Below are 14,133 nucleotides of genomic sequence, written 5' to 3' on the forward strand. Positions count from 1 at the left end.
CCCGTCAGTTCAGAAATCCCTTGGATTTCAGGTAGGTCGTGGCGACCGTCCGCGGGTCCTGTCCCTCCACGGAAATCTTGGCGTTCAGCCCGCGCAGGGTTTCGGTGTCCAAGGACTTGAAGACCGGGTCCAGCAGGTCGCGGATCTTGGGATGGGCGTCCAGCACGCCGTCGCGGATGGTCGGGGCCGGGGCGTAGACCATCTGCGCGCTCTTGGTGTCCTTCATCACCACGAGGTCCAGCGCAGCGATGGCGCCGTCCGTGCCGTAGACCATGGCGGTGTTCACGCCGGACGTGCCCTCCGCCGCCGCGCGGATGGTCGCCGCCGTGTCGCCGCCGGCCAGCACCAGGATCTGGTCGGGCTTCAGCGTGAAGCCGTAGGATTTCTGGAAGGAGGGCAGCGCCGCCGGGCTTTCCACGAACTCCGCCGAGGCGGCGAGCTTCGCCGTGCCGCCTGCACCGACCCAGCGGGAGAAATCCTCCATGGTGGCGAGGTTGTTGGGCGCCGCCACGTCGCGGCGCAGCGCGATGGCCCAGGTGTTGTTCGCCGGGGCCGGGGTCAGCCAGACGATGTTGTGTTTGTCCCGGTCGAGCTGCTTCACCGTCTCATAGCCGGCGGCGGCGTTCTTCCAGGCCGGATCGCTGTCGATGTTGAAGAAGAAAGCGCCGTTGCCGGTGTATTCCGGATAGACGTCGATCTCGCCAGCCAGCAGGGCGCCGCGCACGATCCGGGTGGGGCCGAGCTGGATCTTGTTCTCCACCGGAATCCCGTTGGCCTCCAGCACCTGCAGGATCATGGTGCCGAGCAGGCCGCTTTCGGCGTCCAGCTTCGATCCGACACGGACCTTGTCCGCCGCCGCGGCGCTTCCGGCCGTCAGCAGCGCTCCCAGCGCCAGGGCGGCCACCGCCCGAACCACACGCCGCATCGCCCGCATCCTCCCAACCATCGTCCAATCTGTCCGTCCGCCAGCATGGGGAAGCCGGGCCGCCGCGGCAACCCACCCTTTCCGCCTGTGCGGCCCTCCATTTTGGAGAAGGGGGTCACGCCGTGACGTGGTCCTCCGCATCGCGCGCCGTCCGCACCCCGGGGCCCTCCACCCAGCCTCCCAACTCGCGCTCGACGAGGTCGGACAGGAAGATGACATGGTCGGGATGGTCGTTCAGGCAAGGAATGTAGGTGAAGCGCTCCCCGCCCGCCGCCATGAAGGCGTCCTTCACCTGGAACTGGATCTCTTCCAGCGTCTCCACGCAGTCGGCGGAGAAGCCTGGTGCGATCACCGCGATCTTGGTCTTGCCGGCGCGGGCCAGCTCCTCGACCGTCTTGTCGGTGTAGGGCTTCAGCCACTCCGCCTTGCCGAAGCGCGACTGGAAGCTGTACTGCACGCGCCCCGGCTCCCAGCCCAGCCGCTCGGCCAGCAGGCGCGCGGTCTTCACGCAGAAGCAGTGGTAGGGATCGCCGCGGTCGAGATAGACCTTGGGCAGGCCGTGGAAGCTCGCCAGCAGGACGTCCGGCGTGTGGTCCAGCGCCGCGATGTGCCGCACCACTGAGCGGGCCAGCGCCTCGATGTAGCCCGGCTCGTCGTGGTAGGCGGGAACGGTGCGCACCGCCGGCTGCCAGCGCATGGTCATCAGCTGGCGGAAGGCTTGGTCGTTGGCCGTGGCCGTCGTCGTCGCCGAATATTGCGGGTAGAGCGGGAACAGCAGGATGCGGTCGCAGCCCTGCTCCTTCAGCCGCTGGATCGCCGGGCCGACCGCCGGCTGGCCGTAGCGCATGGCCCAGTCGACCACCACCGCTTCGCCGTGCCGCGCCGCCAGCGCCGCCGCGACGCCCTCCGCCTGGGCACGGGTGACGGTCTTCAGCGGGCTTTCGTTGCGCTCCTCGTTCCAGATGCTTTTGTAGGCATGACCGCTCTTGCCCGGACGCACGGTCAGGATGATGCCGTTCAGCACAGGCCACCACACCGCCTTCGGCACCTCGATCACGCGGGGGTCCGACAGGAATTCCTTCAGATAGCGACGCATCGACCAGTAGTCGGTCGCCTCCGGCGTTCCGAGATTCATCAGAAGCACACCGACGCGGCGCGCGGGAACCGGCGGATGGTCGGCGGGCTTGGAAATGGGCTGCATGATGTCGGTCACCTCGGATGTCGCGGCGGGCAGCATAATAGCGAGCCGAACCCATCGGAAGCAGCCCTTTGTCCCTATGCGGTCGATAGGGCCGGGCTATCCTCCGGCCGTTCGGACAGGCTCTTACGTCCGGTCCGCCGGCCGATCCGCGAAAACGGATTTCAAATCGACCGCGCCGTCCGACCGCACGTCGAGGTCGAGCTGCCGCTCCACCTCGTCGAGATGCTCCATCATCAGTCGCATCGCCGCACCGGGCGGGCCGGACTCCAGCGCCTCGACGAAGCGCCGGTGCTCGGTGGCGGAACAGGAGTGCGAGGACCGCCGCTCGAACGCCGCGATGGCGAGGCTGGAGCGGTCGATCAGGTCCGCCAGGATGCCGGCCAGCGTGGCGTTCCCGGCGAAGTCGGCCAGCAGTTGGTGGAACTGACCCGACAGGCGGATCAGCGCCATGCGGTCGCCGGCCCGGTCGGCCTCCTCCTCCCGCGCCAGATGGGCGCGCAGCTTCGCCGACGTCTCGTCCGGCAGCGGACGGGAGTTGCGCTCCAGCGCCTCGACCACGGCACGCTCGATCACGCGGCGGGCCTCGAACACCTCGCGCGCCTCCCGCGCGGTGGGCTTGGCGACGAAGGCGCCGCGGTTGGGGATCAGCGTCACCACGCGCCGTTGCGCCAGCAGCAGCAGCACCTTGCGCACCCGCTCGCGGCTGACGCCGAACACCTCGGCCAAACTCTCCTCCGCCAGCTTGGTGCCGGGCGGCAGCCGGCGGTCGGCGATGGCCTCGCCGATGCTGCGGACGATGCGGGCCTCCGCCCCCTCCCCCCGCCCGCGGACGGCGCGGCGGGGGGCGCTCAGGACAGTTTTCATGATGGCACGCGCGCTGTTCAATGTGTTGCCGCGGATTGTGCACAAAATGGACCAGCTGACAAACGCGGCTCCCGCGCTCTGCCTATGCATCGGGCACAGCCCACCTATGCACAATTTCGCGCCACAGCGCTGAAATCCTGACCAATCGCTGATTTTTGCCGCCGGAAAGCCGCGGAAATCCGCCATTCACACGCTGGCATGGAACTTGCGGACATATTGGACAGCCGCAGCGGGACCTGCGGATTGTGCACAAAATCGGAGAGGGCCATGACCGACAGAACGACCGCAGCCGGTTCGCCCGCCACCGGATCAACCGTCGAGTTGGTGAAGCTGCGCAAGTTCTACGGCTCCACCGTCGCGGTGGACGGCATCGACCTGCGCATCGCCGCCGGCGCCTATTGCTGCCTGCTCGGCCCCAGCGGCTGCGGCAAGACCTCCACGCTGCGCATGATCGCCGGGCATGAGGACATCTCCGACGGCGACCTGCTGATCGGCGACACGGTGGTCAACGGAGAGCCGCCGGCCCGCCGCGGCACCGCCATGATGTTCCAGAGCTACGCCCTGTTCCCGCACCTGGACTGCACCGACAACGTCGCCTTCAGCCTGAAGATGAAGGGTGTCGCGAAGGAGGAACGGCGCCGCCGCGCGCGGGAGATGCTGGACCTCGTCCACATGTCCCAGTACGCGGACCGGCTGCCCGCCCAGCTCTCCGGCGGCCAGCAGCAGCGCGTGGCGCTCGCCCGCGCGCTGATCACCCGGCCGGGCGTACTCCTGCTCGACGAGCCGCTGTCGGCGCTCGACCCCTTCCTGCGCATCCGCATGCGCGAGGAGCTGAAGCGTCTGCACACCGAGCTTGGCATCACCTTCGTCCACGTCACCCATAGCCAAACCGAGGCGATGGCGCTGGCCGACCTCGTGGTGGTGATGAACCAGGGGCGGATCGAGCAGGCCGGCCCGCCGCGCGAGGTCTTCAACCAGCCGCGCACCGCCTTCGTCGCTCGCTTCATCGGCGGCCACAACGTGGTGGAGGACGCCGCCGGCCGCCGGGCCGTGCGCGCCGACCGAATCCTGCTGGGCCAGCCCGAGCATTCCGACCACCAGTTGGAAGGCACCGTCCGCGCGCTGGAGTATCACGGCGCGTCGGTCCACCTGACGCTCGACGTGCCGGGTGCCGAGGACTTCGCCGTGGTGCTGGACGAATCCCGTTTCTACGACGCCCCGCTTGCCATCGGCGACCGCGTGACCGCGGGCTGGAAGGCGCGCGACGTCCACCCCCTGGTTGCCTGACTTTCCGATCCAACCCCCAAGAACCGACCGACCATACTGGAGGCACAGAGCATGACCGAGACGCGCACCGGCTCGCCCCTTTCCGCCGGGACCACCACGGGCGTCAGCCGCCGCACGCTGCTGAAGGGCACCGCCGCCGCCGCGGGTGTCGCCATCGGGTCGGGGGCGATCACCGGCTTCCCCACCATCTGGGCGCAGAACATCAAGAACGTCACGCTGCGCCAGTTCGGCACCGGCGTGTCGAACCTGAACGCCGTCGCCGACAAGGTGAAGGAGGACCTGGGCTTCACGCTGCAGATGACCGCGCTCGACAGTGACGCGGTGGCCCAGCGCGCGGTGACCCAGCCGAAGTCCTACGACATCGCCGACATCGAATACTGGATCTGCAAGAAGGTCTTCCCGGCCGGCGTGATGCAGCCGATGGACGTCTCCAAGATCAAGAACTTCGACAAGATCGTCCCGATCTTCGTCAACGGCAAGCTGACCCCGGAGAGCGCCGTCGCCCAGGGCACCGCGCCGCACACCGTCGGCTTCGTCGAAGGCAAGGACAGCATCAAGTTCGCCAAATCGGCCACCCAGTGGATGACGCTGATCCCGACCATCTACAACGCCGACACGCTGGGCATCCGCCCCGATCTGGTCGGCCGCCCGATCAGCAGCTGGAAGGACTTGCTGGACCCGGCCTTCAAGGGCAAGGCGTCGATCCTGAACATCCCCTCCATCGGCATCATGGACGCCGCCATGGTCTGCGAGGCCATGGGCGAGGTGAAGTACGGCGACAAGGGCAACATGACCAAGGAGGAGATCGACAAGACCCTCAAGATCATGACCGACGCCAAGAAGGCCGGGCAGTTCCGCGCCTTCTGGAAGACCTTCGACGAGAGCGTCAACCTGATGTCCTCGGGCGAGGTCATCATCCAGTCGATGTGGTCGCCGGCCGTGGCCGCCGTGCGCGCCAAGGGCATCCAGTGCGTCTACCAGCCGCTGAAGGAAGGCTACCGCGCCTGGGGCGGCGGCCTCGGCATTGCCAAGCATCTGAGCGGGCTGGAGCTTGAGGCGGCCTACGAGTACATCAACTGGTACCTGTCGGGCTGGATCGGCGCCTATCTGAACCGCCAGGGCTATTACTCCGCCGTGCTCGACACCGCGAAGGAGCACATGTCGCCGGACGAGTGGGCCTTCTGGATGGAGGGCCAGCCGGCCAAGACCGACATCCTCAGCCCCGAAGGCAAGGTGATGGAGAAGGCCGGCGCGGTGCGCGACGGCGGGTCGTTCCAGGACCGCATGGGCCGCGTCGCCTGCTGGAACGCGGTGATGGACGAGGACCGCTACATGGTCCGCAAGTGGAACGAGTTCGTCGCGGCGTAAGGCGCGTCAGCGTTTGCCCCCACCCTTCCCATGCTCCGCATCAAGACTCTCCCACACCAACACTCCCCCACGGCACCGGACCCCTCCGCCATGACCGTCTCCGCCGCCCCATCCGAAGCGTCCAGCGCGTCCGCGGCACCGCGGAGCAGCGGGGTGCGCCGTTCCGTGCTGCGTCGGGTCGCCCCCTACCTCCAGGCCGGGCCGCTGGCGCTGACGCTGCTGGTCTTCCTGCTGATCCCCATCCTGACCATCGTCGCGGTCAGCTTCTGGGACTATGACAGCATCCGCATCTACCCGGATTTCGTGCTGACCAATTACGAGGAGCTGCTGACCTCGCCGGTAACCTGGAAGACCTACCTGAACACCGTGAAGTTCGCGGCGCTGACCTGGGTCATCACGCTGCTGATCGGCTTCACGGTGGCCTATTTCCTGGCCTTCCACGTCCAGTCCACGACGTGGCAGATGGTGCTGTTCCTAGTCTGCACGATCCCCTTCTGGACCTCCAACATCATCCGCATGATCTCGTGGATTCCCTTCCTCGGGCGCAACGGGCTGCTGAATTCCGGGCTGATCTCCGCCGGGCTGATCGACCAGCCGCTGGAGTTCCTGCTGTTCTCGGACTTCGCGGTGGTGCTGGCCTTCGTGCACCTCTACGCGCTGTTCATGGTGGTGCCGATCTTCAATTCGATGATGCGCATCGACCGCGCCCTGGTCGAGGCGGCGCGCGACGGCGGCGCCAGCGCGGCGCAGGTGGTGTGGAACGTCATCCTGCCGCTGGCCAAGCCGGGCATCGCCATCGGCTCCATCTTCGTGGTCACGCTGGTGATGGGCGACTTCATCACCGTGCGCCTGATGAGCGGCGGGCAGAGCGCCTCCATCGGGCTGATGATCGCCAACGAGATTTCGCTGCTCCAGTACCCCGCCGCCGCCGCGAACGCGGTCGTGCTGCTGGCCGTCGTCCTCATCATGGTCGTGGCGATGCTGCGCATCGTCGACATCCGCAAGGAGCTGTAAGCGATGACCGGCACCGGCACCCGGCGCAGCCTGTCCTTCTACCTGCTCGCCGCCTTCTTCGGGCTGTTCGTCCTGTTCCTCTACGGGCCGATCGCCACCATCACCATCCTGTCCTTCCAGGGGCCGGAGGGCGGGTTGACCTTCCCGATGAACGGCGTCTCCATCCACTGGTTCAAGAACCTGTTCGAGCAGCAGGCGGTCGGCGATTTCGGCGGCTCCTTCCGCCGCTCCATCGCGCTGGGGCTGACGGTGATGGTGCTGACGGTGCTGTTCTCGCTGCTCGCCGGCTTCGCCTTCCGCCGCCGTTTCCTGGGCAGCGGGGCGCTGTTCTATCTGGCGGTGGCGAGCCTGATCGTGCCGTCGATCCTGGTCAGCCTGGGCATCGGCCTGCTCTTCAACATCCTGGGGATCGAGCCGACCTGGTACGGCTCGGCGCTCGGCGCGCATCTGACCTGGACGCTGCCCTTCGGCCTGCTGATCGTCTTCGCCATCTTCAACCGCTTCAACCCGGCCTACGAGGAGGCGGCGCGCGACCTCGGCGCCACGCCCTGGCAGACGGTGCGGCATGTGGTGCTGCCCATCCTGCTGCCCAGCCTGATCGGCGTCGGGCTGTTCGGCTTCACCCTGTCCTACGACGAGTTCGCGCGCACGCTGATGACCGCGGGGTCCTTCAACACCCTGCCGCTGGAGATCTACGGCATGACCACCAACGTCACGACGCCGGTGCTCTACGCGCTGGGCACGCTGACGACGCTGTTCTCCTTCACGGTGATCGGCCTGTTCCTCGCCGGGGTGATGATCCTGCGCCGCCGCCGGCTGCGGCGGACCGGCGCCGCTTGAGACACAAAGAGCCAACCATGCGCATCCTGGTCGTCAACCCGAACACCACCGCCTCGATGACCGAGAAGGCCGGAGACGCCGCCCGCGCCGTCGCGGCGCCGGGGACGCACATCGTCGCCGCCAACCCGGCCATGGGGCCCGCCAGCATCGAGGGTTATTACGACGAAGCGCTGGCCGTTCCCGGCCTGCTGGAGGTGATCGCCGCCCACGGGCGCGCCGCACCGGGCATCGACGGCGTGGTGATCGCCTGCTTCGACGACGTCGGGCTGGACGCCGCGCGCTGCCTGTCCACCGTCCCGGTAATTGGCATCTGCGAGGCGGCGATGAAGACCGCCACCCTGCTCGGCGGGCGGTTCAGCGTGGTCACCACCATGCCGCGCTCCGTCCCGGCGCTGGAGCATCTGGCGGAACGCTACGGTGTGGCCGGGCGCTGCCGGGTGCGCGCCGCCGGCGTGCCGGTGCTGGCGCTGGAGGACCCGACGTCGGGCGCCGTGGAGCGGGTGCGCGACACCATCCGCCACGCCATCGCGGAGGACGGGGCGGAGAGCGTCGTTCTGGGCTGCGCCGGCATGGCCGATCTGGCGCGCGCCCTGACCGCGGAGATGGGCGTGCCGGTGGTGGACGGCGTGACGGCGGCGGTGAAGCTGGTGGAGGGGCTGGCCGTGCTGGGCTTGCGCACCGGCAAGACTGGCGGTTACGCTTTCCCCCTGCCCAAACCCTACACCGGGGACATGGCGCGCTTCGCCCCCGCCCCGCAGCCCTGAACCGGAGGAACGCCATGGACGGCTACCGCTTGCGCGTGATGAGCCGGGCCGAGCTGGATCTGGCCGTCGACTGGGCGCGGGCGGAGGGCTGGAACCCCGGCCTGCACGACGCCGGGGCCTTCCACGCCGTGGACCCCGAAGGCTTTCTGATCGGGGAACTGGACGGCGAGCCGGCGGCCTGCCTCTCCGTCGTCCGCTATCCCGACAACTTCGGCTTCCTCGGCTTCTACATTGTGCGGCCCGAAATGCGCGGGCGCGGCCTCGGCTGGGACCTCTGGCAAGCCGGGCTGAGGCATCTGGAGGGCTGCACCGTCGGGCTGGACGGGGTGGTGGCGCAGCAGGACAATTACCGCAAGTCCGGCTTCGCGCTGGCCTACCGCAACATCCGCTACGGCGGCGCGCCGCCCGCCGGAACCTCCTCCGCCGCGGCGCTGGTGGACGCCCGGACGGTGCCCTTCGACCGGCTGCTGGCGTGGGACCGCGCGCTGTTCCCGGCGCCGCGCGCCGGCTTCCTGTCCAACTGGATCACGCTGCCCGGCGCCTCCGCGCTGGCCGCCGTGGTCGACGGGGCGTTGCGCGGCTTCGGGGTGATCCGTCCCTGCCACAGCGGCAGCAAGATCGGCCCGCTCTACGCCGCCGACCGCGGCACGGCGCGCGATCTGGCGCTGGCGCTCGCCGCCACGGCGGGGGACGGCCCGATTTTCCTCGACGTTCCAGAGGTCAACCGCGACGCCGTGCTGCTGGCGGAGGAGCTGGGCCTGACCCCGCAGTTCGAAACCGCCCGCATGTATCTGGGCCCCGCCCCAACCATCGACACGGCGCGCCTGTTTGGCGTGACGACCTTCGAACTGGGCTGAAGACGGGCAAGCGTTACCGTAACAGTCCGTTACCAAACAGGGGGCCGCCGGACACACGCCGGCAACAAGGCGCGCGCAGCATCGGGGCATCGGGATCACGATCCCGGCCTGACGAGAAGAGGGACACCCCCATGTCGCGCACCCTGATCGCCGCCATGACCACCGCCTTGACCGCCGCCACCCTGCTGGTCGGCCTGGGCACCCAGGACGCCTCCGCCGCCGGCTGGGGACCGGATCATCGCGAACCGCCGCGGATGGAGCGGGACCACCGCGGCCCCAATGCGCACCGCCCGGAAGCCCATCGCCCGCCTCCGCCGGTCCACCGCACGGCACGATACTGGAAACCCGGCGACCGCCTGCCCACCGCCTACGCGTCGCGGCGCTACGTCATCGCCACGCCCGCCGCTTATCACCTGCACCGGCCGCCGCGCGGCCATCACTGGGTCCGCGCCGGGTCGGACGCCGTTCTGGTGGCGTCCCGCTCGGGAGTCATGGTCCGGATCGTCCCCGGCCTGTTCCGCTGAGACCATCGCCTTCCCTCATGGACGTGACATGGCCGGGCGGTCTACTCTCCCCGGAGTTGCACCGCCCTCCCCCGCGATGCCCGCTCCTCACGATGGACGCTTCATGACGGACAGCCGCCGCACCCGGTCCTCGCTCACCGATGCCCTGACCCTGCACAACGATGGCCGTGGCGACGAGGCGGAGCGGGCGTACCGCCAGATCCTGAAGCGCGAGCCGCGGAACCCCGACGCTTGGCACCTGCTGGGCGTGCTGCAGTCCGAGCGGGGCGATCACGACGCCGGAATCGCCAGCATCCGCACCGCCCTGTCCATCCGGGACGCGCTGGAGTACCACCTGAATCTCGGCTCCGCCCTGCTCGATGCGGGCCGCGTGGACGAGGCCCTGGACGCCCTGATGGCGGCGCTGCGCCTCGGCCCGGACCGGGCGGACATCCATTTCCGGCTGGGCAACCTGTTTCGCGTTCAGCGCCGCCCCAACGAAAGCGTCGCCGCCTACCGTCAGGCCATCGCGCTCCAGCCTGGCTTCGTGGAGGCGTTGAACAACCTCGGCTCCCTGTTCCTGGAGGTCGGGCAGACCGACGCCGCCATCGCCGCCTTCACCGACGCCATCCAGGCGGCGCCCGCCAACGCCGAGTCCCATGGCAACCTCGGTTACGCGCTGGACCTGCAGGACCGGCTGGGCGAGGCGGCGGCGGCCCACCGCGTCGCCCTGACCTTCCGGCCCGAATTCGCCCTGGGCTGGTCCAACCTCGGCAACGTCCTGAAAGGACAGGGGCATCTGGACCAGGCCATGGCCGCCTACCGCTCGGCGCTGACGCACCGCCCGGGTTTCCCGATGGCGCACAGCAACATCCTGATGGCCCAGCATTACCTGCCGGAGTGCGGAAACGCCGACTTCCTCGCCGCCGCCCGCGACTGGGCCGGACGAAACGACGGCGGGCTCCCGGTGGCCGCTCCGGTGGTGCGGGACGACGGTCACCGCCCGCTGCGCATCGGCTACGTCTCCAGCGATTTCAACAGCCATCCGGTCGGCTATTTCCTGGAAAGCGTGTTGAGGGCGCACGACCGCAAGGCGGTCACCGCCTTCGGCTATGCCAACAACGGCCGGACCGACGACGTGACGGAGAGCCTTCGCGCCGCCGCCGACGGATGGCGTCCGATCGTCGGCATGGACGACGCAGCGGTGGCCGAGCTGATCCGCCGGGACGGCATCGACATCCTCGTCGATCTCTCCGGCCATACGGGAAACAACCGTCTGCCCCTGTTCGCCCGGCGGCCCGCGCCCGTCCAGGCGAGCTGGCTCGGTTACTTCGGGACGACCGGCCTGCCGGCCATGGACTGGATCATCGCCGACCGCCATGTCCTGCCGCCGGGCGAGGAGCGCTTCTTCACCGAGAAGGTCTGGCGCCTGCCCGACAGCTATCTGTGCTTCACCCCGCCGGCGGAGGAAGTGCCGGTCGGGCCGCTTCCCATGCTCGGCGGCGGGCCGGTCACGCTCGGCGCCTTCCACAACCGGGCCAAGATCACCCGGCCGACCGTCGCGCTGTGGGCGCAGGTCCTGACCGCGCTGCCGCAGGCCCGCCTGCTCCTGAAATCGCGGGAGTTCGGCGATTACGGCGTGCGGCAGGCGTTGCGCGACCAGTTCGCCGCCCACGGCATCGCGCCGAACCGCCTGCGCATGGAAGGGAGAACGCCCCGGGCGGACTATCTCAACAGCCACAACCGCATCGACCTCGCGCTGTCTCCCACCCCTTTCGGCGGCGGCACGACGACGGCCGAGAGCCTGTGGATGGGCGTGCCGGTGGTGACCCTGCGCGGCGACCGCTGGGCAGGGCGGATCGGGGTCAGCTTCCTAGAAACGCTGGGCCTCGCCGACCGGTTGGTGGCGGACAGCCCGGAGGATTACATCGCCAAGACCGCCGCGCTGGTCGGCGACCTTGGGGGGCTGGCCGCCCTGCGCGCCGGGCTGCGGGAGCGCGTGCGCCAATCATCTTTGTGCGACGCGCCGGCCTTCGCCCGGTCGCTGGAGGAAGCCTATTGGTCGATGTGGCGCGAACCGTAAGGGGGCCGCGGGCGAGCCAAAGGAAGTCCTTCCGATACGCCCTGGCACAACGGCGCCGAACATGCGTTGAAAGGACCGACGACGCAGCGGAAGCGAGGCCGAGACGCCGATGATGAAGGATCCCAAACAGATCGCGCGGGTTGCCCTGCAATCGGCGCGCGTCAATGTCGAGGTCTACGAGGCCTGCGGCCTGATCGACACGCCGTCGGCCCACGGCCTGCGCTACAAGATCGCCGTGCAGGCCAGCGACGTGAACGGCGACGAGTGCCGCTTTCCCTCCTGCGCCTGTCCCTGGCCGGACTGCTCCCGTCAGGCGGAGGCGGGAGCGGAAGGCGATCAGCCCAGCGGACCGACCGTCTCCACGTAACGCTCCATGGCGGCGACGCCCTCTTCGGTCAGTTCGATGAAGACGCGGCGTCCGTCCTTGTCGTCGGCGATGCGCCGGACCAGCCCGCGGTCGTGCAGGTCGGTGATGCGGCGCAGCGCCGTGGTCTGGGCGACGCCCGACGCGATGCACAGCGACGACACGGAGATCCGCCGCCCCTGGAGATGATTGATCATCAGGTCGAGCAGCATGTCCCAGCAGGGGTCCTCGAACAGGCCCTTGGGAAAGAACTTCTCACGCGCGGCGCGCTTGCGCCGGATCGCCGTCAGGATTCCCAGGCTGTCCGACGCACCGCCCTCGGCCACCGCCTCGCAAGCGGACTGAGGCGCAGTGGCGATGGCCGCCGGGGAGGCCACGGGCACCGCCGCCATACCCCCGGTTGCCATGCGATTGGCTGCGACGAAAGGCATCACGCGGGCCGCCTCGGCCACGCCGCGCAAGGCGCGCACCGTCTCGACGAGCGCCAGACCGTGGAGATAGGCCTGCTCCAGCGCGTCGCCGTGGCCGTCCTTCAACGCCGGCGAACCATTCGGGGCCGGTGACGCGATCCCCTGCCCGCCGTTGAGGACACGGGCCAGCGCGCGTTCGACCTGGGCCTCGTCCTCCGGATCGGTCACCACGTCGGCGGCCTCCAGGCGCAGGGCGCGCACCACGTCGTCCGCCTCCGGATTGCGGGCGAAGAGGATGCAGGCGAGGCCGCGGTGGGTGCGGTGCAGCCGCTCCATCAGCGCCAGACCGTCGAACCAGGGCGAACCGCCATCCACGAACACGACGCCGACGCTGCGGTCCGCGTCGAGCAGGCCCAGCGCCGAGATCACGTCGCGCGTGTCCTGCACCCGGTGGCCGAGCCGCAGGGCGCAATCGCGAATGCCGACGATGGCCGCGCTGTCGTTGCCGATGATCAGAATGGAAGGCGCCGCCGCTGCGTACGCCACCGCCGTTTGGCTGGCCGCCGTTTGACCGGCCGCCATGTGACCAGTCAGCGTGAGACGCTCCGCCGAACGCGGAGCCAGGGACCGTTGCATGCCGCTCTCACCCGCATCAGATCGCGCGCCGGTTGACCGGCGGCTGTGTCAGGCCCGGCGCGGCAACCCGTTGCGGCGGAACGCTCCGCCACCCCCAGGTACCCGCTTGGAACCGTCAATCATTCGTTGGGTGATGTATAGCATTACCTCGTTCGAACGCGTATCAACGGCCGTTGATACTTTTCGATCGGAGTAACATGCGGTTTATTATTGCATATTAATCATTATCGTCAAGATTCGTCAGATTCCAATGCATAGCCGATCCCACGGACGGTAATGATCGGCGAGGGTGCGCCGTCGTCCAGCCGCATCTTGCGGCGCAGCCGGGTGATCAGCGTGTCCACCGTGTGCTCGCTGATGGAACGCGGGTCGCGGTTGCTGATGACGTCCAGCAGATACTCGCGGCTGACCGGGTTGGGCCGCATCGCCGCCAGCGCCGCCAGGATGTTGAATTCCCCCGTCGTCAAAGCGAGGTAGGAACCATCGGGACGGAACAGCGCCCGGCGCACCAGATCGAGACGCCATCCCCGGAAGGTCAGCGGCGCGTCGGGCGCCGCCGCTCCCTCCGCCGATGCGGGAGGAGCAGCGGACGCTCCGGAGCGGCGCAGCAGGTTGCGGATGCGGATCAGCAATTCCAGCAAATCGACCGGCTTGGTCACATAGTCGCCGCCGTGGGACAGGCCGGCGATGCGGTCGGTCGGGCTGTCGCGGCCGGTCACGAAGATCAGGGGAACGGTTTCCCCCAGCCGCAACCGCTCGGCCAGGGCCAGCCCGTCGCAATCCGGCAGATTGATGTCCAGCAACACCAGATCGGGCCGGTCCTGCGCAATGCGCGCGGTCAGTTCCGCACCGTTCGCGGCCCGCAGCACCCGCAGCCCCTGATGCTCCAGATAGGTCGCGATCAGATCCTGCGTTTCCGGGGAGTCCTCGACCACCAGCACGGTCCGCCCGACCAGTTCCGATCCGACGCTCATGATGCCCTGCCCGCCGCCGTTCCCGCCGCAACAACCCCCGTTG

The 14,133-nt window shown here is 68.8% G+C and carries 14 protein-coding genes; 9 read left to right on the forward strand and 5 right to left on the reverse strand.

Going from position 1 to position 14,133, the window contains the following annotated elements; all coding sequences use genetic code 11:
* Positions 1-4 precede the first annotated feature (4 nt).
* The 3 genes from osmF to ABAZ39_RS18940 form a co-directional block, all read right to left on the reverse strand.
* Positions 5-925, reverse strand: a complete 921-nt coding sequence (gene osmF / locus ABAZ39_RS18930) for a glycine betaine ABC transporter substrate-binding protein OsmF (RefSeq protein ID WP_040134371.1) — start codon at positions 923-925, stop codon at positions 5-7.
* Between the two features lie 115 nt (positions 926-1,040).
* Positions 1,041-2,126 carry a ferrochelatase gene (gene hemH, locus ABAZ39_RS18935; RefSeq protein ID WP_200776817.1) on the reverse strand — a complete coding sequence of 362 codons (1,086 nt, stop codon included), beginning with the start codon at positions 2,124-2,126 and terminating at the stop codon, positions 1,041-1,043.
* A gap of 123 nt (positions 2,127-2,249) precedes the next feature.
* Complete coding sequence (locus ABAZ39_RS18940; RefSeq protein ID WP_247875173.1) at positions 2,250-2,990, reverse strand: GntR family transcriptional regulator; 741 nt, start codon at positions 2,988-2,990, stop codon at positions 2,250-2,252.
* A 267-nt stretch (positions 2,991-3,257) separates the two neighbouring features.
* On the opposite strand from ABAZ39_RS18940, the gene ABAZ39_RS18945 reads away from it, so the two are divergent.
* From ABAZ39_RS18945 to ABAZ39_RS18985, 9 genes are all read left to right on the forward strand, one after another.
* Entirely contained in the window at positions 3,258-4,277 is a 1,020-nt protein-coding gene (locus ABAZ39_RS18945) for an ABC transporter ATP-binding protein (protein WP_051658255.1), read from the forward strand.
* A gap of 51 nt (positions 4,278-4,328) precedes the next feature.
* Positions 4,329-5,645, forward strand: coding sequence for an ABC transporter substrate-binding protein (locus tag ABAZ39_RS18950; protein WP_040134373.1), 1,317 nt, complete (start codon positions 4,329-4,331; stop codon positions 5,643-5,645).
* A gap of 90 nt (positions 5,646-5,735) precedes the next feature.
* On the forward strand, positions 5,736-6,659 hold the full coding sequence (locus ABAZ39_RS18955; protein ID WP_040134374.1) for an ABC transporter permease: 924 nt from the start codon (positions 5,736-5,738) through the stop codon (positions 6,657-6,659).
* 3 nt (positions 6,660-6,662) lie between these two features.
* Entirely contained in the window at positions 6,663-7,499 is an 837-nt protein-coding gene (locus ABAZ39_RS18960) for an ABC transporter permease (protein WP_040134375.1), read from the forward strand.
* 17 nt (positions 7,500-7,516) lie between these two features.
* Positions 7,517-8,263 (forward strand): aspartate/glutamate racemase family protein, encoded by a 747-nt coding sequence (locus ABAZ39_RS18965; protein ID WP_040134376.1) that lies wholly within the window; start codon positions 7,517-7,519, stop codon positions 8,261-8,263.
* Between the two features lie 14 nt (positions 8,264-8,277).
* Positions 8,278-9,120 (forward strand): GNAT family N-acetyltransferase, encoded by an 843-nt coding sequence (locus ABAZ39_RS18970; RefSeq protein WP_040134377.1) that lies wholly within the window; start codon positions 8,278-8,280, stop codon positions 9,118-9,120.
* Between the two features lie 131 nt (positions 9,121-9,251).
* Entirely contained in the window at positions 9,252-9,644 is a 393-nt protein-coding gene (locus ABAZ39_RS18975; protein ID WP_051658256.1) for an RcnB family protein, read from the forward strand.
* A 103-nt stretch (positions 9,645-9,747) separates the two neighbouring features.
* On the forward strand, positions 9,748-11,706 hold the full coding sequence (locus ABAZ39_RS18980) for an O-linked N-acetylglucosamine transferase, SPINDLY family protein (protein ID WP_040134378.1): 1,959 nt from the start codon (positions 9,748-9,750) through the stop codon (positions 11,704-11,706).
* Between the two features lie 109 nt (positions 11,707-11,815).
* A complete protein-coding gene (locus tag ABAZ39_RS18985; RefSeq protein ID WP_035676379.1) occupies positions 11,816-12,073 on the forward strand; it encodes a hypothetical protein in 258 nt (85 codons plus the stop codon).
* Here the strand turns inward: ABAZ39_RS18985 and ABAZ39_RS33160 are convergent.
* Both ABAZ39_RS33160 and ABAZ39_RS18995 read right to left on the reverse strand, forming a co-directional pair.
* Complete coding sequence (locus ABAZ39_RS33160; protein WP_051658257.1) at positions 12,043-13,062, reverse strand: response regulator; 1,020 nt, start codon at positions 13,060-13,062, stop codon at positions 12,043-12,045. The two genes, ABAZ39_RS18985 and ABAZ39_RS33160, sit on opposite strands and share 31 nt — an antisense overlap.
* 284 nt (positions 13,063-13,346) lie before the next feature.
* Complete coding sequence (locus ABAZ39_RS18995; protein WP_040134379.1) at positions 13,347-14,090, reverse strand: response regulator transcription factor; 744 nt, start codon at positions 14,088-14,090, stop codon at positions 13,347-13,349.
* Positions 14,091-14,133 lie beyond the last annotated feature (43 nt).

Origin of the sequence: Azospirillum argentinense (genome assembly GCF_000632475.1) — a bacterium.
GTDB lineage: Bacteria > Pseudomonadota > Alphaproteobacteria > Azospirillales > Azospirillaceae > Azospirillum > Azospirillum baldaniorum.